This is a genomic window from Fodinicola feengrottensis (assembly GCF_039530045.1).
GTDB classification, from domain to species: domain Bacteria; phylum Actinomycetota; class Actinomycetes; order Mycobacteriales; family HKI-0501; genus Fodinicola; species Fodinicola feengrottensis.
Genome location: NZ_BAAANY010000023.1, coordinates 51119 through 70464 on the forward strand (window position 1 = coordinate 51119; position 19346 = coordinate 70464).

A 19346-nucleotide genomic window follows, 5' to 3' on the forward strand; every position below is an offset into this window, starting at 1 on the left:
TCCTGCCTTCGATACTTGCGGTGCCTACAGGGAGTGGTGCTTGCTGTTACTCCCGCGAGGTTAGCTCGGCTACCGCCGCCTGACGCGGGCTCTACCGGCGGTTTCGCTGTGAGCGCAGGAGCCGGGCATTCGCCCAGCTCATCGCGCCCGACTACGCCTCGTCGGTGTCGTCGTCTTCGTGATCGCCATGGTCGTGGTCAGCATGGTCGTGGTCAGCGTGGTCGTGATCGCCATGATCGTGGTCGGCATGGTCGTGGCCGGCATGCGCATCCGCGTCCGCTTCCCGCATGGCCGCACCGAGGTCGATCTTGGTGCCGGCGGAGTCCTCGATGGTGGCCTTGTCCAGCACCAGCGCGAGGGCCTTGCCGCGGCGGATGTCGGCGATCATGAAGGGCAGCTGCCCGGAATTGACCAGCTCGTCGGCGTACTGCTGCGGCTCCCGGCCGATCTGCGCGGACCGCTGCACGACCTCGGTGGTCAGCTCCTCGTTGGTGACGCCCAACTCCTCGCTGTCGGCCACCGCGTCCAGCACCAACTGGTTGCGTACGGCGTCCTGCGACGCCTCCTTGAGCTCGGCGTCGAGGTCTTCCTCGGTCTTGCTCTCAGCGGCCAGATACTGCGCGATGGTGGCGCCGGCCTGCTCCAGCTGCCGGGAAATGGCCTGCTTGCGGTAATCCAGCTCGGAGAGCACCACGCTCTCCGGCAGCGGCACCTCAACAGCCTCGATCAGCGCCTTCAACACGCCGTCGCGGGCGGCCACGATCTGCTCCAGCCGCTTGTTCCGCTCGACCCGCGTACGAGCGTCCGTGCGCAGCTCGTCGATGGTGTCGAACTCGCTGGCGGTCTGCGCGAAGTCGTCGTCCAGCGCCGGCAGGTCCTTCTCCTTGACGCCCTTGACAGTGACCGTGACCTCGGCCTCCTCGCCGGCGTGGTCACCGCCGACCAGCTTGGTGCTGAAGGTCTTGTCCTGGTCGACGGTCAGCCCGATGATGGCCTCGTCCAGCCCGTCCAGCATCTGGTTCGTACCGACCTCGTACGACAGACCCGAAGTGCTGCCGCCCTCGACCTCCTCGCCGCCGATCTTGGCGACCAGGTCGATGGACACGTAGTCCTTCTCGGCCGCGGCCCGCTCGACGTTCTTGAGCACCGCGAACCGGTCACGAAGCAGGTCGATGTGCTCGTCCACGTCCGCGTCGGTCACATCCAGCGTGTCGACGGTGACCTTGAGCTCGTCAAACACCGGCAGCGTGATCTCCGGGCGGACATCCACCTCGGCGGTGAAGCTCAGCTCGTCCCCGTCCTCGAGCTTGGTGACGTCGATGTCGGGCTGGCCGAGCACCTTGACGTCGTGCTCCTGGATCGCCGCGCTGTACTGCACTGGGATGGCGTCATTGATCGCCTCGGAGAGCACCGACGCGCGGCCGACCCGCTGGTCGATCAGCCGGGCCGGCACCTTGCCTCGCCGAAAGCCCGGGATCGCCACCTGCTGCGCGATCTGCTTGTACGCCTTGTCCAGGCTCGGCTGCAGCTCCTCGAACGGGACCTCCACCGACAGCTTCACACGGGTCGGGCTCAAGGTCTCCACGGTGCTCTTCACGTACGTACACTCCGGACTTATGGAAGCGGGGGATGTCTAACCTCCGGGAGTCTACCGACCCCCTCCGATGTCCGGGCCGACCCCCGCTTTAGAGACACACTCTTACGAGTCGAAGCCCATCCCCAACGCGTCGAGGCCGCGCAGCCACAGGTCGCGCCGGCCGCTGTCCCGATCGGCCTTCGCCATCGACCGTCGGGTCAGCTCGATCCCGGCATAGGCGACCGGCTCCGGCGGGAACGGGATCGGCTTCGTCCGGACCATTCTCAACTCGGTCAGCTCGGTTGGCTGCCCGGCCAGCAGATCCAGCATCACCCGCGCACCGAACCTGGTCGCTCCGACGCCGAGGCCAGTGAATCCCAAGGCGTACGCGACCCGGCCGGAGTGCGCGGTGCCGAAGAACGCGCAGAACCGGCTGCAGGTGTCAATCGCTCCGCCCCATCGATGGGTGAAGCCGATTCCCTCCAGCTGCGGGAAAGTCTCGAAGAAATGGTCCGCCAACCGCTCAAAGGTCGCCGGCCGCTGGTCGTACTTCGGGCGTACTTTCCGGCCAAAATGGTAGATCGCGTCGTACCCGCCCCACAGGATCCGGTTGTCCGCGGTCAGCCGGTAGTAGTGAAACTGGTTGCCACTGTCCGAAACACCCTGCCTGTTCCGCCACCCGATGGAGGTGAGCCGCTCGGCGCTCAGCGGCTCGGTCATCAGCACATAGTCGTAGACGGGCACTGTGTACGGCCGGACCCTGCGCAACGGGGACCGGAACGCATTCGTGCCCAGCGCCACGTTTTTGGCTCGTACGACCGCGTTGTCGTTTATCCGTAACGAGACTCCGGCCCGACCAGCCGACATTCCGCGTACCACCGAGTGTTCGAAGATAGTGACGCCGAGTTTCTGACAGGCTTTCGCGAGGCCCCAGGCCAGCCGGGCCGGGTCCACCAGCGCGGTGCCCTGTTTTTCCCACTGCCCGGCGAGAAAGGTCGGCGAATTCAGCTCGGCTCTTACCGCCTTTTGGTCAAGGAAACCGTCGCCTTCCAGCTCGGTCACCTGATGTGGCTCGGTCGCCACCGACAGCGAACCCACCCGCTCGAATCCGCAGTCGATGCCGTGCCGGAGAAGCGTTTTCTCGATATCGTCGAGATTCTCCCTGCCCAGCCGGTCCAGAGTGTCGTACTCATCCGGAAAGCGCGCTCGCCCGTTCGCCTCACCATGCGTCAGGCTCGCCTCACAGAACCCGCCGTTGCGACCGCTGGCCGCCCAGCCCAACCGACCGCCCTCGACCAGCACGACCGCCAGGTCGGGGTCGGCTTCCTTCGCCAGCAGGGCCGTCCACAGCCCGCTGAACCCGCCGCCCACCACCGCGAGATCACAGTCGATCCGGTTTCCCAGCGCTGGCAACGCTTTCGGACGCTCGGCCCGATCCAGCCAATACGGCACCGGAGCTGCCGCGGCGAGGGCCATGTAGTGCTGCATGTAGCGACACTAGACGATCCGAAAAGGCATGACGGCCGCCTTAACGAGCGGTAAGGTCTCAGGTGGGCCACCACCGTGGCCCGGTGTCCAGCCGAACGGCACGACCGTGACGGCTGAGCTTTCCCGCTCATCCGTTGATCTGTGGAGATTTGTCGTGTCGTACGCCCCGCTGCCCTCGCCCGCCGCCCGCCTCGCCACTGTCGCAAGCTCGCCGGTCCGCGACCTGTTGGCGCTGACCAGCCGCCCCGAGGTCATCTCGTTCTCCGGCGGCCTGCCGGCCCCCGATCTCTTCGATGTCGCCGGCCTCGCCCGCTCGTTCGAGCACGTCCTGCGTACCGACGGCCGGCGCGCCCTGCAGTACTCCCCCAGCGAGGGAAACCCGGCCCTACGCGCCACCATCGCGGCCCGCGCGCCGGTCCCCACCGCGCCGGAGGACGTGCTGGTCACCACCGGTTCGCAGCAGGCGCTCACGCTCGTGGCCACCGCGCTACTGGAGCCCGGCGACACCGTCCTGGTCGAGGAACCGGCGTACCTGTCCGCCATCCAGTGCTTCCAGCTCGCCGGCGCCCGCCTGGTCGCGGTGCCCAGCGACGCCGACGGCCCGGACGTTGAGCAGCTAATTTCGTTGATTCAGAGCGAAAAACCCAAGCTCTTCTACTTGGTCCCGACCTTCCAGAACCCCACCGGCCGCACCCTGTCCGCGGCCCGCCGGGAAGCCATCGCCCGATCCGCCGGCCAGCACGGCGTCTGGATCGTCGAGGACGACCCGTACACCGAACTCCGCTACGACGGCGCCCCCATCCCACCCATCGCCGCCCACCCAGCCGCCGCCGACCGTACGATCCTTTTGGGCAGTTTCTCGAAAATCGTCGCACCGGGCCTGCGCCTGGGCTGGCTCCGCGCCCCCGCCGGGTTGCGCGCCGCCCTGATCGTCGCCAAACAGGCCGCCGACCTCCACACCTCCACCATCGACCAAGCCGCCGCCGCGCACTACCTGGCTAACACTGATTTGTCTCTGCATCTTGATCGCGTTCGCTCGGCCTATCGGACCCGCCGCGATGCGATGCTGACTGTTCTGCCTGCTGTTTTGCCCGCCGGGAGCGAGTGGACGCGGCCCAGCGGCGGGATGTTTGTGTGGGTACGGTTGCCTTCCGGCTTCGTCAGCAGCGATTTGTTGCCGTACGCACTGAAAAACGATGTGGCTTACGTTCCTGGGGCGCCTTTTTACGTACGCGACCCGGATCTCGCGACCCTGCGACTGTCCTTCTCGACTCATTCGCCCGAACGTACAATCGAGGGGCTGGAACGGTTGCGACCGGTGTTCACTGGTGCGATTTGCCCATGATCAACAGCTCCACCGGCAACAGGTCCGTCGTCGAGTGCCGGACAAAACCCCACACTCGACGCCGAGCGCGGCACAAAGTCCCACACTCGACTAAGATCGCGCAGCCGGCCAAACTGCGTACCGTTGCGACATGACCCCCACGATCGCCGTGCTGCATCCGGGTGAGATGGGCGCCGCTGTCGCGCAGATCGCCTCCCTTAACGCCACCGAAATCCTCTGGGTCCGCGCCGGCCGGAGCCCCGCCACCCACGCGAGAGCCGCCGCGGCCGGCCTCAGCCCAGTCGAAACACTGCAGGAGGCGCTGCGAGCTGACATAGTCCTGTCGATCTGTCCGCCCGCGGCCGCCGAGGCGGTCGCCATCGAGGTGGCTGGCGCCGGATTCCAGGGGATCTATCTCGACGCGAACGCCATCAGCCCACAGAGAGCCAAAACCATCGCCGAGCGGGTGGCCAAAGCGGGCGCTCGCTCGATCGACGGCGCCATCGTCGGGCCACCGCCAAATGCGACCCGCCGCAACCGCCTTTATTTGTCAGGCGAACCAGCGGATGTGGCCGCCATCGTCGAACTTTTCGCCGACTCACACGTAGGAACGGTCGACCTGGGAACGGAAATCGGGGCGTCGAGCGCGATGAAGATGGCGTACGCCGGCTACAACAAGGCGACCTCGGCGTTGGCGGCCGTCGCGCACGCCCTCGCGGCGCAGTACGGCGTCACCGAGCACCTGATGACGGAAGCGGCCAGGACCACCACGTCAGCGCTGTCCGAGTTGGCCGACCTGCCGAGCATCGTGGACCGGGCGTGGCGGTGGGCGCCGGAGATGCTGGAGGTCGCCGAGACCATGCGAGCGGCCGGACTGCCGGACGACTTTGGCCGAGCGGCCGCGATCGTGCTGGAACATTGGGCCGCGGACAAGGACAATCCCGGGATCAGTAGGGAAGATTTCTTCGAGAGGCTGCACGATGACCGATAGCGGACAGCTCTTCGAGGGATTCGGCCAGCGGCGGATTCCCACCAGCGGCGCCGAAATCAATGTCCGCGTCGGCGGCTCCGGGCCACCTTTGCTGTTGCTGCACGGGTTTCCGCAGACGCACGCGATGTGGCACCAGATCGCACCCGCACTGGCGGCCACCCACACGGTCGTTGTCCCGGATCTGCGCGGCTACGGCGATTCGTCCACGCCGCCAGGTGGCGACGACCACGCTGGCTACAGTTTTCGCGCCATGGCAGCGGACCAGGTCGAAGTGATGCGTACGCTCGGGCACCAAAGATTCGCGGTGGTCGGGCACGATCGCGGTGCACGGGTCACCCACCGGATGGCGCTGGACCACCCCGAGGCGGTCGAGCGGCTGGCGATGCTCGACATCGTGCCGACACGGCATGTGTACGGGCACACCGACAAACGGCTCGCGACCGTTTACTACCACTGGTTTTTCCTTATCCAGCCTGACGAGCTGCCCGAGCGACTGATCGGCAACGACCCGATCTACTACCTGCACAGCGCGTTGGGCAGCTTCGGCAGTGGCCTCGACTCGTACGCACCTGCCGCCCTGGCCGAGTACGAAAGGTGTTTCGCCGACCCACAAACACGGCACGCGATGTGCGAAGACTACCGAGCCGCCGCCACTGTGGACCTCGAGCACGACAAGGCCGATACTGGCCGCAGGGTGCAGCAGCCCACGCTGGTCCTGTGGGGCGCCAAAGGCGCGGTCGGCGCCCTGTACGAACCGCTCACGGTTTGGCGTGACTACGCCACCAACGTACGCGGCCATTCCATCGACGCCGGCCATTTCCTGGTGGAACAACAACCCGACGAAGTTCTCACTGAAATCCGCGCTTTTCTCACCGAAACCTGATTTCAGGCGGAGATCGCGGAGCGGCCCAGATCACATTGACGTGGTCGGAGCGACTTTCCTTGACCGTGAAAGCTGGCGAGTTGTCCCAGCAGTCAGCGACATACCGCGCGAACTCGCTTTCTGGCGGAAACATTCGTGATTCGTCCAGAAAACCGCGACTGGGGTGGGTGAGCCAAAACCGTACGTCCGGTATTTCGTCGTACGGAATGACGAGCGCGCAAGAGAGATCGGCGAGGCCTTCCTGCCCGATGAGGCAGCGGAAATCCTCGGCGAATCCCGGATCAAGGAGCATTGTCCCAACATACGAGACAGATCAAGGGCTTTTGGGTGTCCTGCATCATTGAAAGACCCCAAAAGCCCTTGATCATTGACGACCTGAACTCCCCCGAGTTCCAGGATCTGACGGGGGGCCGACAGCGGAGGAAAACCTGCGGCTGGGAGAAACCTAGCCGGCCGCGTGCGCTAAAGCAATAACACTGAACAAAGCTCCTTGCGGATCCGCGACAAGCGCGAAGCGGCCCTGCGGGATATCCATCGGCGGCTGGTGCACGTGCCCACCGAGAGCGACGACTTTCTCGACCGTGGCGTCGGTGTCGGCGACCGCGAAGTAGACCATCCAATGCGGCGGCACCTCGGCCGGGAAGGTCGCGTCCATCTCCATCATGCCGCCCATGCTCGCCCCGCCGAGCTTCCACTCGGTGTAGGCCATCTCACCCAACTGCATGGTGTTCGCGGTCCACCCGAAAATCGTGCCGTAGAAGGCTTTCGAGCCGTCCAGGTCACGGGTTAGCAGCTCGTTCCAGGACAGCGTGCCAGGCTCGTCCACCAACCCGGCGCCAATGTGCGTCAGCGGCTGCCACGCACAGAAAACCGCGCCGGACGGGTCGGCGAGGACAGCCATCCGGCCGGCGTCCATCACGTCCATGACCTCCACCATGACCTGCCCGCCGGCACCGCGGACCTCCTTGACAGTGGAGTCCACGTCCGCGACCGAGACATAGGTGGTCCAGTACGGCGCGATGTCCGGCTGTTCCTGGATGCCAAGCCCGGCCACCGGTATCCCCCGCAGCATGCACAGTCGGTAGCCGCCGGACTCCGGTGGCCCAGCCTCGCCGATCTCCCACCCGAACAGGTCGGAGTAGAAGTCGGCGGCCGCGTCCGGGTCCGGACTGCCGAGGTCCACCCACGAGGGCGTTCCCGGGTCATAGGATGTCTTTTGCACCATTTCCCCCTCCATAACTGGCCGTCTTCGGCCGCGCGGATCGCAGTTTCCTCTCCGATCGAGAGCCACCGATAGGGACCTAGGGTCCTGCGTCTGAGGTTCGTTGCTTTCTCCGGCGCAGGACACTGGGTCAGTCCTCGGCCCGGAAGCTGCGTCCCAACTCGTCACCAGTCCCGAAATAGTGGCGGAAGACGTACAACAGCGGGTTCCACCGGGCCGGGTCGATGTGGTCGGTGCCCGCTTTGACGATGTCCGGGTGCGCGTGCACCCGCTCGACATGCGTTTCCACGATCCAGAAGCCGCCCTCCGGGTCAACCGGTACGTGGATCGCGCTCACCTTCGCCTCCAGCTGCAGCTGGCATTGCGCGATCCGCGGCACCGCGACCCTGTCGGACGGTTGCGAGGTGAACCCGGCGGCGGCGAATTTGTCCGGCTCGTAGCGGAACTTCGCCGTTTTGTCGGCCGGCACCGGGTCGCGGCCGGTCAGCGGCGCGAGCGCTTCGACGGCCTGGTGCAGGTCCGCGGACGGCAAGTTGACCACGCATTCCCGCTCGCGCTCCAGGTTCACCGCGGTCTGTGAGTCCGTCGACCAGCCGAGCACCACCGTGTCGCCGAGCGCCCACGCGGACGACATCGGCCCGATATTGGTGCTGCCATCGCGATTGCGGGTCGTCACCAGTACCACCGGCGTGCCGAAATAAAGGATCGACGGGTCTATCCGCAGATGTACGTCCGCACAGGTTGCCGAAAGGGCCACCATGGTCGTTTTCCTCTCTCGATGATCTTCGGATCGACCTTAGGGCGGCGATGTTTCGGTCTCCACCGAACAAATAGACTGCGGCGATGGAGACGAACCGGGTCGTACGGGAGCTGGCGGACTGGGCTTGGGCCCGGGTGCTGGAGCGCGACCCGGCCACCGCCGCACGCACCGGCCAGCAGGTCGAGACGCTGCCTCGCGGTGGCGCCGGCCAACTGGAGGCGGACGTAGGGGACGCCCAATGGGCGCTGGAAAAACTTGGCACCCTCGACACCGCGGACCTGTCAGCAGACGACCAGCTCACCGCCGGTTTCCTGGCCGACCATTTTCGTCAGGAGGTGGCCGAGGCCAGCAGGTTCTGGTTCCGTTTCCCCGTCACGCCCTACAACGCGAGCATGCTGAGCACCTACCGGTCGGACATTTTCGGCACTGCCGCGCTGGACACCGCCAGCGACGCCGATCGTTATCTGAGCCTGCTTGACGATTATGCGGCCGTCGTCGACCAATTGCTGGTCACCCTCCAGGGCCAGAGCCACCGGGGCATCGCCTTGCCTGCGTGGTCGATTGATGCCGTCACCAACACTATCCGCGCTCACGCGGACGCATCCGGTGATCTTGCCCCGGGACAGGAACGACTCGGGAGGCTCGCGTACGGCCCAGCCGGCCGGCTCACCGATAGGGTCCGCCAACTCATCGAAGGACCGATTTCCGGTGCGTACGAGCGATTGCTGGCCTATCTGGCGGCCGAAACCGGTTCCGAAGGTGTCGGCATTGGCCAGTTTCCGGGTGGCGCGGAGTGTTACGCCGACCTTTTGTACGGGCACACTGGCCTGGCTGTCACCCCGGACCACGTGCACGAGCTCGGACTGTCCGAAGTGGACAGACTGACCGACCGGATCCATTCCGCGCTGGGAATCACTGACGAAGTGGCGTACAGGCAGCGGCTCCAGAGCGATCCGCGGCTCTACGCAACGGATCCGGCGGATCTGGAGAGGCGTTTTCAGGCGCACATCGACCGGCTCGGCGATCGCTTGTCCGGCTGGTTCAGGGAGATCCCGGCTGCGCCCTTTCGGCTCCGCCGGCTCGATGTCGCACTGGAGGCCGGCTCGACCTTCGGCTATTACGAGCCGCCAGGCGTCGACGAATGTGGCTATTACCACTACAACGGCTCAGATCTGGCGCACCGGCCGCTGCTGCAGTCCGCCAGCATGATTTACCACGAGGGCATGCCCGGCCACCATTTACAGATCGGCCGGCAACTGGAGAGCACCGCGCTGCACCCGATCCGGCGGGAGGCCAGCGAGCTGCGCACCTTCGCGTTGAGCGGATATTTCGAGGGCTGGGCGGAATACGCGGCCGGACTCGGGGTGGAAATGGGTTTGTACGAGGACCCCTTCGATCTCTATGGCCGGCTCTGCTCCGAACGGTTCCACGCCGCCCGGATGGTCGTGGACACCGGCCTCGCGGTCCGCGGCTGGACCCTGGCGCGAGCCGGTGACTTCCTTCGTACGAACGGATTTCTGTCCGCCACCGAGATCCGCACCGAGCTTGTCCGCTATGCCGTCGACGATCCCGGTCAGGCGGTCGCCTATCACCTCGGTCACCGTTTCCTGGCCGACCTGCGCGGCACCCGGGATCCCCGCGATTTCCACGAAACCGTGCTGTCCGGCGGCCCGCTCCCGCTGTCTTTGCTGGCCAGCCTCACAAACGCCGACTGACCTTCGGCCGGAATCGGAGCAGCTGGCCCGGTCGGAGCTGGGCCGCCATCGGCAGGTCGGCCGCCACGACGACGGCGACGACCGGGTAGCCGCCGGTGACCGGATGGTCGGCCAGGAAAAGCACCGGCTGGCCGGCCGGCGGCACCTGCAGCGAACCGGTGACCATGCCTTCGGACGGCAGCTCGCCGACCCGCGCACGGTCGAGTTTCGGTCCCCGCAGACGTATCCCTACCCGATTGCTGTCCGGGGTGACCTCGTACGCGCCGCTGAAGAGCGGTTTCAGCGCGGAAAACCAGTCGTCCCGTGGCCCAGGCATCACGGCAAGCACGGGCTCGGCGGGAAAAGCCGCGACCGGGGCGAGGTCCACATGCGGCGGCCCGGTGATCGCGGAGCCCACCGGGAGCCGGTCCCCGGCGGCAAGCGGCGCCGGGCCGAGGCCGGACAGCACGTCCGTCGACCGCGATCCAAGGACGGGCGGCACATCGATGCCGCCGCGTACGGCGACGTACGTCCGCATGCCGGTAGCCGGCGAACCGAGTTCCAGCAGCCCGCCGGCGGGCACCGACACGGGACTGTTCACCGAAACCTGCCGGCCATCCACGGTCGCCGGAGCCGCGGCCCCGGTCAGTGCGATCGTGGCCGGCGCGGCGAAAACCAGCCGTAGGCCACCAAAAGTCGCCTCCACCGCGGCGGCCGACTCGGCGTTGCCGACCAACCGGTTCGCGAGGGAGAGGCTGCGTACGTCGGCGGCCCCGGAGGGCCCGACGCCGAGCGCGAGATAGCCAGGGCGTCCCAGGTCCTGCACGGTGGCCAGCGGCCCAGCTCGTACGACTTCGATCACGACGACACGAACCGTACCCGGTCGCCGGGTGCGAGCGCGGCCGGCGGATCCCGGTCCAGGTCCCACATCGCGAGCTCGCTGTGTCCGAGCAGATGCCAGCCGCCCGGCGACACGGTCGGGTAGACGCCGGTGAACTCGCCGGCGATCGCCACCGATCCGGCCGGTACGCGGGTCCGCGGAGTCGACCGGCGAGGCAGCCGCAGCGCCGGGTCAATGCCCGTCAGATAGCCAAAACCTGGCGCGAAGCCACAGAAGGCGACCTGGTACTCCGGGCCCTGATGCCGAGCGATCACCTCGGCCCGGCTGAGCCCGGTGGCTTTCGCCACGTCGTCGAGATCCTCCCCGTCATAGCGAACCGGGATTTCCACCAACGCGCCAGCGATCGCGTCAGTCATACGCAGCGGCACGTCTCGTACGGCTGCGCTGAGCCGGTCGAAAGTCGTGACGTCCGGGTCAAAAGTGACCAGGACCGTACGCGCCGCCGGGACCACCTCGACGGCTCCGGCCGGTAGGTCGGCCACCAGGCCAGCGCGCAGCCCGGCGACCTGGTCGAGGTCGTCGACCTCGACCAGGATGGCGCGCTCACCGGCCGGCCGGATCCACATCGTTTTACCCGAACGGCCGCAACTCGACGCCCGCGTCAACCAGGCCAGCCTTCACCCGGCGGGCGATTTCCACCGCGCCAGGCGTGTCGCCGTGCACGCACAATGACCGCGGCCGGACCGCCACGACGCTGCCGTCGACGGCGACCACCGTCCCTTCGACAGCCATTCGTACGGTCCGCTCGACGACGGTGTCGAGATCGTGCACCACCGCGCCGGGGAGCCGGCGAGACACCAGCGTCCCTTCCGGTGTGTACGCGCGATCCGCGAAGGCTTCGGCGACCGCGGTCAGCCCGGCGGCCGCCGCCTGGCGCAGCCATTGGGAGCCGGGCAGACCCAGCACCGGCAGCTCCGGGTCGTAGCGCAGGACCGCGTCAACGACAGCCGCGGCCTGCTCAGCATGCGTCACAATGGCGTTGTAAAGCGCGCCATGCGGTTTCACATAGCGCACTTTTGTCCCGGCGATCCTGGCAAAACCGTCCAGTGCGGCAATCTGGTAAATGACGTCGTTCACCAACTCCGCCGGGTCGACGTCGATGAACCGGCGGCCGAAACCGGGCAGGTCGCGATAGCCGACCTGGGCTCCGATCACCACGCCCCGCTCGGCGGCCCGCTCGGTCACCCTGCGCAGCACCGACGGGTCGCCGGCGTGGAAACCGCACGCGACGTTCGCGCTGGACACCACGTCCAGCAGCGCATCGTCGTCGCCCATCGGCCAGATTCCGAAGCCCTCGCCCAAATCGCTGTTCAGGTCGATCACTCAGTCACCCCAGCGTGGCGCGACCAGGCCGTGTTGGTGCTGGTATTTGGCCCGTTGCGGCGGCGCCCAGCTGGCCACCAGCTCCGGATCCGGGCGGTAGACCTCCACTCCGATCGGATGGCACACCTCCAGCGGATCGCCGGCGTCCGGTCCCCACAGCGGGACCGACAAATCGCCTCCCGGGCACGTCGACAGCGCGCACAGAAGGTCGAGCTCGGCGAAAAACTCGAAGTAGTCGCCCGGTTGTGCCGGGCAGGCCTTCATAAAGTAGCGGTCCTCGTCGTTAAGACCGGTGCACTGGAACACATTCAGCACGTCGTGCACGTCGAACTCGGTCAGCCCGTACGGCAGCACCGCCCGGACCAGGTTGGAATGACAGTGAAAGTCGAAGTCCTCGCCGGTCAGCATCCTGTTCACGTACGGGTCGCAGCGGGTGCCGAGCAGGTCATGCACCCGTCCACCCTGGCCGTCCACGCCATAGTCGGCCAGAGTGTCCGCGGTGACCGTGACCAGTGGCCGCAAAAACGGCAACGTGGACCACAGCCGGTCGTACGTGCTGACGTGCGCGCGCTGCAGCTGCCGGGTTCGGGACGCCCAGAGCCGCTCGCGCGGATCGTTGGCATTCCAGACATTCAGGTCGCCGACCTGCGGACCCTCAACGGTGACCAGCCGGCACAGGTGCCCGCGCGGGACAGTCCAGGCCCGGCCGGACCGGATCGGGATCTGGAAGCTGTCCACCATCTCGCGTTTGCCGTCCGCGAGCCGCCGATAGAAATCGCGGTCGACGTCGAGCGCACCTCCCTCGGACGCCTGATAAGCGGCGGCGGGAGAAACCATTCATACCTCCTGTCGGACCCCGGTCGGCACCTGCCGAACCGAGTTCGGCTGGTTGGATTTTGGCACTTCGGTTCCGTTGCGGCGTACCACATCCAGCACCCCGCGCTCGGAATCGTCAAGGTATTGCCACAACAACGCCTTCGCGCTGTCCCGGCCGCCGCCGCAGACCAGGTCGCAGATCTCCCGGTCTCGCGAGATCCACGGGGACTGCCAGGTCTGTTCGTCAGGCATGAGCGCGAAAGCCAGCCGCAGCTGGGCCAGCACCCCGCGGAACAGCTGGTCGAAGGTGCTGCTGCCGAGCAATGCCACCAAGGCCTGGTGAAAACGCAGGCTGGCGGTGCCCACCCGGTTCCACTCCTGGCCGGCCAGGGCCAGCTCGGCGGCCCGTACGGTGGCGTCCAACCGGGACAGGTCGGCCTCGGTGACCAGCGCGCTGTGTTCGATGGCACTGAGTTCCAGCGTACGGCGGACCCGATAAATCTCCCGCACGTCCAATGTGGACAGTGTCTTGACGATGACACCCTTGTGCATCTGGTATGTCAGGAGGCCTTCGTATTCGAGCAACCGAAGCGCGCTGCGCAGGGTATGCCGGGCGACGCCAAGCTCGGCCGCCAACGCCACATCGCGCAGCTGGGTCCCGGGGGCCAGATGGCCCTCGGTGATCCGCCGGCGCAGCGTCTCGGCCACCCGTTCGCCCACTGGCACTTGGTCGTTCATCCCCACCCACTCAGGTTAGCGAGCTTTGTTGCACAATTCAATCGACTCTGATGATCATCGACCTGGAAAGATACATTTTTCGATCAAACCCTTGACGCAGATTGTTCCACAATCCTAGGTTGCCCTAGTGTCCTGCGCCCGACCTTGACCAAGGAGCAATCATGCCCGGAACCCGCCACCATCGGCGCGCCCCGGCCGTACTTCTGCTTATTCTGCTCGCCACGCTGGCCGCGTGCACAGCGGGCGGCTCCAGCGGCGCGCCGACGCGGCTCACCACGATCAAGCCCGGCGTGCTCACGATCGGCGACGACCTGACCTACCCACCGTACGGGTATCTGGCCGGCTCCACGCCCACTGGATTCGATCCCCAACTTGGCCGTGCCCTGGCCGCCCGGATGAACCTGCGCCCGGACATCACCGACACTCGCTTCGAACAGCTGATCGCCAGCGTCAAAGCGCGCAAGTTCGACGTCATTATGTCCGCGCTCTACATCACCGCCGCCCGCGCCCAACAAGTCGACTACCTGCCGTACTTCACCACCGGAAACTCGCTGGTTTCCCTTGCCAGCAGCAGTTTTCGGCCAGCCACTGTCGACCAGCTGTGCGGCCGGCGAGTGGCCGCGATCAAGGGCGGCAAGGTCGTCCAGGACCTGCGCGGAACAGCCAGCGCGGCCTGTCGTACGGCCGGAAAACAGCCCATCGACGTACGGGAGTTCACCTCCGACCCGGAAGGCAGCCAGGCGTTGGTCGCCGGCCAGCTGGACGCGCAGATCACCGACGCGGCGGTGGCCAAAGACGCCGTCGACCACTCCAGCGGCCGGTTGATGATCACCAGCTCCACGTTGATCTCGCCGGCGGTGGTCGGGATCGCGGTCGCCAAAGGAAACACGCCTCTGCTGCAGGCTCTGACGAAAGCGCTCGACGAACTGAAATCGTCCGGAGCGTACGGAAAACTGCTGGCGCAATACAACCTGCAGCCGGTCGACGAGAAGCTTGTCCAGCAAGTTCTGGGCACCGGCAAGACAACCGCGGCCGACACTGGTTTCGACTGGAAATACACGATCGGGTTGTTCGGCAACCACGACCTGTGGCGCGCGGCCCTGCTGGTGGTGGTCCTCGCGGTGGTGTCCTGGGTGCTCGCGACCGCGCTGGGCATGGCCGTCGCCCTGATGCAGCGCTCGTCGATCCCGCCGCTGCGGTGGATCGCCGGCGCGTACGTCTGGTTCTTCCGCAGCCTTCCGCTGCTGGTTCTGCTGATTTTCGTCTACAACGCGCCACAAGTCGTGCCCGCACTCCAACCACTACTGGGCAGCCCATTCACCGTCGGCGTGGTCGCGCTGGTGCTGAGTGAGACCGCGTACATGTCCGAGATCCACCGCGGCGGGCTGAAATCCGTCGAGGCCGGGCAAGGTGAGGCGGCGCAGGCGCTCGGCATCCCGTACGCCGGCGTCCAACGACATGTGGTCATCCCGCAGGCCTTCCGGGTGGCACTTCCGGCGCTGGGCAACGAATTCATCACCATCCTGAAACTCACCTCGTTGGTCAGCGCGATCTCGCTGGCCGAGATCCTGCTGGTCGGGCAACGCCTCTACACCGAAAACTTCAAGGTGCTGGAAACCCTGCTCGGCGTAGCGATCTATTACGTCGTACTCGTCACGATTTTCGACCGGATCCGCGCCCTGCTGGAGAACGGTTTGGACGTACGCCGGCGCGGCTCCCAGGTGTCCGCTCCGGCGAGCGCCGACGCGGCGGCCGTTCCAGGTTGGGACGTCAACAAAACTCGTACCCCGCATTCCGGCGAGGTGGTCGTTTCGGCTGAGGGCATCCACAAGTCGTACGGGCCGGTGACCGTCCTTGACGGCGTCGACCTCCAAGTGCATCGCGGCGAGGTGGTCGCGATCATCGGCCCGTCCGGCTCCGGCAAGACAACCCTCGCCCGTACGCTTAACTGGCTGGAAAAACCCGACCGCGGCACAGTCTCGGTGGATGGCGAGCGGGTGGGACTGCGCGCCGACGGCGGCTTCGCCGGTGACCGGGACATCGCCCGCCAGCGCCGACACATCGGGATGGTTTTCCAGCGCTTCAACCTCTTCCCGCACAAGACAGCCCTGCAGAACGTGACGCTGGCCCCCACGTACCTGCGCCTCACCGACCGCGCCACGGCGCAAACACAGGCCCGTGAGCTGTTGACCCAGGTCGGCCTTGGCCCCTACGCCGACCGCTATCCACACCAGCTTTCCGGCGGCCAGCAACAGCGGGTCGCGATCGCCCGCGCGCTGGCTTTGCGGCCCAGCGTGATGCTTTTCGACGAACCCACGTCGGCTCTGGACCCTGAGTTGGTCGGCGAGGTGTTGGCCGTCATCAAAAACCTCGCCGCCGGCGGAATGACCATGGTGGTGGTGACGCACGAAATGCGTTTCGTACGCGAAGTCGCCGACTGGGTGGTTTTCATGGACGCCGGCAAAGTCCTCCGACAGGGTTTACCGGAGGACATCTTCTCCGGCGGCGCGGAACCGCGAATTGAGCGATTCTTCGCCAACGTCGGCTCCTAACCTGAGTATCCGGCCTTCATTGACGACCTGGCAGCTCCCGCCTCCCGAAGCGTCGTGACTCATCCGTTTCGTTACGTTCGCGGAGGCTGGCTACTCGACATTCCTTGCGAGGATTCCCAAAGTCGCCCGCAGCGCGGTCTCCGGAATGACCGGGAAAATGCCCGCCTCCCGATACCGCTCCTCGATCTGACTCCAGTCGTAATAGGACGTCACCAGGGATCCGCCTTCGCTCGGCGACAGCTGATAACCGTACAAATGCTTGATCGGCGGCTGAATAGCGCCGGAAATCGTCCACTCGATCGCGGTGTCCTGCTCGAAGCGAGTGATAATCACCGTCACGTCGTACTTCCCGAGCGGATAGTCGTTGAGCGCCTCCCGATCCATGTGGACGACGAACTCGTCGCCCACCTTCTGGACCGGATCGCCGTCCGCGGACTGCAACATTCCGGAACTGTCGATCGCCACGTGCCCGCGCGGATCGCACAGCAGTGCGAACACCTTCGCCGGCGACGCCGCGATCTGCCGCCGGACCTCGAACCGTTCTGTCTCCATGCCCATCACCTTCGCACGGCGGCCGCGTCAGAGGGCGTACTGGAACGCGATCGCCAGGGAAATTCCGAACAGCACCCAGGCGGCCACCGCGCCGATCCAGCCGAGGCCGCCGCGCCGCCACTGCCAGATGATCGCGGCAACCCCGAGCACGATGCCGATGATCCAGACCATCGCCGGGCCGAAGAGCACGTACGACTGAGCCGCGCCGCCCTGACAGTACGGCCGACTGTCCGCGGCGCCGCCGGTGCCGCAACTGTCGCTCGCGAAGATCGACACGAAGAACCAGAGCGCCAACACGCAGATCCCGCCGACCACATAGAGCCCCAGCGAGACCGAGGTGAGCACCACACCAACCCGTCGTCTTTCCACCATGTTCCCCATGCTGCCCTGCTGCACCGACTCCCACCCAGTCGACAAGCGCGCACTTTCGGGCAGAGGCGAGAGGCAGCCGACGCATTAGGTGCCTGGGGAAAGGTGACAGCGGCGCGGCTTTGTCGGGGGTGACGAGGACCCTCGATTCGGGGGCAGCACGCAACGAAATGTCACAGGAGTCACTTGCGTACCAGATTGAGGCGCCCCCGAACTCGAGGATCCAGTGCCAGGGCGACAGTTTCGCGGCGGCTCGCGGCGGCTCAGGCGGTGGCCGCGTAACGCCAGAAGTCGCGCATGATCGGTGTCGGGGTTGGACCGGGCATGGCGACCTGGGTGAGCAGGATGTTGACCGCGCCGGTGGCCGGTGTCAGGTACGCGGCCGTACCGGTGCCACCGACCCAGCCGTATCGGCCGGGGACGTTCCACGGATCGAGGACGTCCACGTCCACCGAGCCACCGAAACCCCATCCTTGACCTTCCAGGAACAGGGTGGCGGCGGCGCGTTGAGGCGCGGTCAGGTAGTTCGTGGTCATCTTGCGTACGGACTCCGCCGACAACAGGCGCCGGCCGTCGAACTCGCCCTCGGCGAGCAGCAGCTGGGCGAAGGCGAACCAGTCGTCGATCGTCCCGACCATCCCGCCGGCGCCGGACGCGAACGCCGGCAGCTCGCTCCATTGGCCGCCCACCATCGGGTCCGCGACACCAAGACCGCCGTCCGACTCGATCCGGTAGAACGGCAGGAAGCGATCTGTTTTCTCAGCCGGGACCACGAAACCGCTGTCCGCCATGCCCAGTGGCTCGAAGATCCGCTCGGCCAGGAAGTCCGGCAGCGTACGACCGGAGGCCCGGGCGATGAGGACGCCCTGCAGATCCGAGCCGGTGTTGTAAAGCCACGCTTGTCCGGGCTGGTAGACGAGCGGAATGCGGGCGAGGCTCGCCATCCACTCGCCCGGCGCGCGGCGCCGCTGCGGTTCCCGGCCGTCCGCTTGCACGTCGCTGGCCAACAGGGCGACCACCGACAGCGAGAAGTCCGCCGGAAAGCCATAGCCGGCACGGAAAGTCAGCAGATCGAACACGGTGATCGGTCGAGCGGCCGGCACCACGTCCTCGACCGGGCCATCGGGCGTACGCACCACCACCGGCGACTGGAGTTCCGGCAGCCACTTCGACACCGGGTCGTCCAGTGCGATCCGGCCGTCGTCGACGAGCATCATCGTCGCCGCCGCGGTGATCGGTTTGCTGATCGACGCGGACCGGAAAATGGTGTCCCGAGCCATCGGCACGCTGCCTTGCACGTCGATCGAGCCGACCGCCGCCACCTCGATGTCATCGCCGCGTGCCACCAGCGCGACCGCGCCCGGCACCGATCCGTCGCTGACATACGACGACAGCATGTCTCGCAAATTGCTCATCAGACCACCTCGGGAAGAATCATTGGACCGTATTTTCGCACGCACCCACGGAACCGCAGGTCAGCGGAGTGCCCGATGTAGCGATAAACCAGCCGTCCGCAGGATTGTCGCTCAGCGCGAACACTCCCCAGCCGATGTGATCAGGACTTCCGGCGGGCGCGCATCGCCCGGACCCGGCCGCGGCTCGCGCAGGCCGGCGCCGGGCACCACCGGCGCCGGCCGCCGGGGTTGGCGAAAACGCCCCGGCAGTCGTGTTCCGGGCAGATCGCTAGGTCGTGCCGGGCCGGTCCGGTGAGGTGGTCGACCGCCTGTCGGGCGATCCGGGCCAGCGCGACCGCCGCGGTAGCGGGCTGCGCGCGTACGAGCCGCTCCGCCGCCTCCAGCCGGACGGGATCGTCCACGCCGTCCAGAAAATCCGCCAGCTCCGCGACGGCCCCGACAGGCGGCGCGGATCCGGCTACCGTCGCCATCGCCAGCGGACGCAGCCGCTCCCGCAGCCACTGGGCCTGCTGGACATCGGCCTCGTCGACGGCTCGTACGGGCGCCAGCTCGCTCAACGAGAACCACTCGGCCAGCCGTGCGGGAGTGGCGATCCGCTCCTGCGGGTGCTCGCCGAAGGTCCGCCCGCTGGTCGCCAGCAGGTTCAGCCAGGTCGCGCCAGAGTCGAGCCGGAAGTCCATAAGCCAAGCGTAACGCTTCACCCGTTACACCTGCTAACGTAACGGCAGAGGCGTTACGAAGG

Annotated in this window: 19 protein-coding genes; 5 read left to right on the forward strand and 14 right to left on the reverse strand. The window is 66.6% G+C overall.

The genetic code is table 11. The features are described from left to right. Window positions 1–151: 151 nt before the first annotated feature. Together tig and ABD301_RS28365 are read right to left on the reverse strand one after the other, a co-directional pair. A complete protein-coding gene (gene tig, locus ABD301_RS28360) occupies window positions 152–1597 on the reverse strand; it encodes a trigger factor (protein WP_163571635.1) in 1446 nt (481 codons plus the stop codon). A gap of 102 nt (window positions 1598–1699) precedes the next feature. Then, window positions 1700–3064, reverse strand: a complete 1365-nt coding sequence (locus ABD301_RS28365; protein WP_163571634.1) for an NAD(P)/FAD-dependent oxidoreductase — start codon at window positions 3062–3064, stop codon at window positions 1700–1702. Window positions 3065–3218: 154 nt separating this feature from the next. On the opposite strand from ABD301_RS28365, the gene ABD301_RS28370 reads away from it, so the two are divergent. The 3 genes from ABD301_RS28370 to ABD301_RS28380 all read left to right on the forward strand — a co-directional run bounded on the left by ABD301_RS28370 (window position 3219) and on the right by ABD301_RS28380 (window position 6262). Further along, entirely contained in the window at window positions 3219–4409 is a 1191-nt protein-coding gene (locus tag ABD301_RS28370; protein ID WP_344313425.1) for an aminotransferase-like domain-containing protein, read from the forward strand. A gap of 130 nt (window positions 4410–4539) precedes the next feature. Further along, entirely contained in the window at window positions 4540–5379 is an 840-nt protein-coding gene (locus ABD301_RS28375; RefSeq protein WP_163571633.1) for an NAD(P)-dependent oxidoreductase, read from the forward strand. Further along, window positions 5369–6262, forward strand: a complete 894-nt coding sequence (locus ABD301_RS28380) for an alpha/beta fold hydrolase (RefSeq protein ID WP_344313426.1) — start codon at window positions 5369–5371, stop codon at window positions 6260–6262. The genes ABD301_RS28375 and ABD301_RS28380 overlap by 11 nt, the downstream gene beginning before the upstream one ends. On the opposite strand, the gene ABD301_RS28385 is transcribed toward ABD301_RS28380, so the two are convergent. From ABD301_RS28385 to ABD301_RS28395, 3 genes are all read right to left on the reverse strand, one after another. After that, window positions 6249–6554, reverse strand: a complete 306-nt coding sequence (locus tag ABD301_RS28385) for a hypothetical protein (RefSeq protein ID WP_163571632.1) — start codon at window positions 6552–6554, stop codon at window positions 6249–6251. The two genes, ABD301_RS28380 and ABD301_RS28385, sit on opposite strands and share 14 nt — an antisense overlap. 153 nt (window positions 6555–6707) lie before the next feature. Next, window positions 6708–7487 carry a VOC family protein gene (locus ABD301_RS28390; RefSeq protein WP_344313427.1) on the reverse strand — a complete coding sequence of 260 codons (780 nt, stop codon included), beginning with the start codon at window positions 7485–7487 and terminating at the stop codon, window positions 6708–6710. Window positions 7488–7614: 127 nt separating this feature from the next. Continuing rightward, window positions 7615–8244 (reverse strand): flavin reductase family protein, encoded by a 630-nt coding sequence (locus tag ABD301_RS28395; protein ID WP_163571630.1) that lies wholly within the window; start codon window positions 8242–8244, stop codon window positions 7615–7617. A gap of 83 nt (window positions 8245–8327) precedes the next feature. Between ABD301_RS28395 and ABD301_RS28400 the strand changes: the two genes are divergently transcribed. Continuing rightward, entirely contained in the window at window positions 8328–9959 is a 1632-nt protein-coding gene (locus tag ABD301_RS28400; protein ID WP_344313428.1) for a DUF885 domain-containing protein, read from the forward strand. On the opposite strand, the gene ABD301_RS28405 is transcribed toward ABD301_RS28400, so the two are convergent. The 5 genes from ABD301_RS28405 to ABD301_RS28425 are packed head-to-tail and all read right to left on the reverse strand — an operon-like array spanning window position 9943 to window position 13716. Further along, window positions 9943–10800 carry a 5-oxoprolinase subunit C family protein gene (locus ABD301_RS28405; RefSeq protein WP_344313429.1) on the reverse strand — a complete coding sequence of 286 codons (858 nt, stop codon included), beginning with the start codon at window positions 10798–10800 and terminating at the stop codon, window positions 9943–9945. The two genes, ABD301_RS28400 and ABD301_RS28405, sit on opposite strands and share 17 nt — an antisense overlap. Next, window positions 10797–11405, reverse strand: coding sequence for a 5-oxoprolinase subunit PxpB (gene pxpB, locus ABD301_RS28410; protein WP_163571629.1), 609 nt, complete (start codon window positions 11403–11405; stop codon window positions 10797–10799). The genes ABD301_RS28405 and pxpB overlap by 4 nt, the downstream gene beginning before the upstream one ends. A 4-nt stretch (window positions 11406–11409) precedes the next feature. Further along, the gene (locus tag ABD301_RS28415) at window positions 11410–12162 is read right to left on the reverse strand and encodes a LamB/YcsF family protein (protein ID WP_425551991.1); all 753 of its coding nucleotides are present in this window, start codon (window positions 12160–12162) and stop codon (window positions 11410–11412) included. Beyond that, window positions 12163–12999 carry an urea carboxylase-associated family protein gene (locus tag ABD301_RS28420; RefSeq protein WP_344313430.1) on the reverse strand — a complete coding sequence of 279 codons (837 nt, stop codon included), beginning with the start codon at window positions 12997–12999 and terminating at the stop codon, window positions 12163–12165. It abuts the gene before it with no gap. Continuing rightward, window positions 13000–13716 carry a GntR family transcriptional regulator gene (locus tag ABD301_RS28425; protein WP_163571628.1) on the reverse strand — a complete coding sequence of 239 codons (717 nt, stop codon included), beginning with the start codon at window positions 13714–13716 and terminating at the stop codon, window positions 13000–13002. A gap of 161 nt (window positions 13717–13877) precedes the next feature. Between ABD301_RS28425 and ABD301_RS28430 the strand changes: the two genes are divergently transcribed. Next, window positions 13878–16268, forward strand: a complete 2391-nt coding sequence (locus ABD301_RS28430) for an ABC transporter permease subunit (RefSeq protein WP_344313431.1) — start codon at window positions 13878–13880, stop codon at window positions 16266–16268. A gap of 90 nt (window positions 16269–16358) precedes the next feature. Here the strand turns inward: ABD301_RS28430 and ABD301_RS28435 are convergent, their stop codons facing one another. The 4 genes from ABD301_RS28435 to ABD301_RS28450 all read right to left on the reverse strand — a co-directional run bounded on the left by ABD301_RS28435 (window position 16359) and on the right by ABD301_RS28450 (window position 19305). Continuing rightward, entirely contained in the window at window positions 16359–16820 is a 462-nt protein-coding gene (locus tag ABD301_RS28435) for an SRPBCC family protein (RefSeq protein WP_163571626.1), read from the reverse strand. A 27-nt stretch (window positions 16821–16847) separates the two neighbouring features. Then, complete coding sequence (locus ABD301_RS28440; RefSeq protein ID WP_344313432.1) at window positions 16848–17192, reverse strand: hypothetical protein; 345 nt, start codon at window positions 17190–17192, stop codon at window positions 16848–16850. Window positions 17193–17452: 260 nt separating this feature from the next. Continuing rightward, the gene (locus ABD301_RS28445; protein WP_344313433.1) at window positions 17453–18604 is read right to left on the reverse strand and encodes a serine hydrolase domain-containing protein; all 1152 of its coding nucleotides are present in this window, start codon (window positions 18602–18604) and stop codon (window positions 17453–17455) included. Window positions 18605–18744: 140 nt separating this feature from the next. Then, window positions 18745–19305: a CGNR zinc finger domain-containing protein gene (locus ABD301_RS28450; RefSeq protein ID WP_279582006.1), complete on the reverse strand. Its 561-nt coding sequence runs from the start codon at window positions 19303–19305 to the stop codon at window positions 18745–18747. Between the last annotated feature and the right edge of the window lie 41 nt (window positions 19306–19346).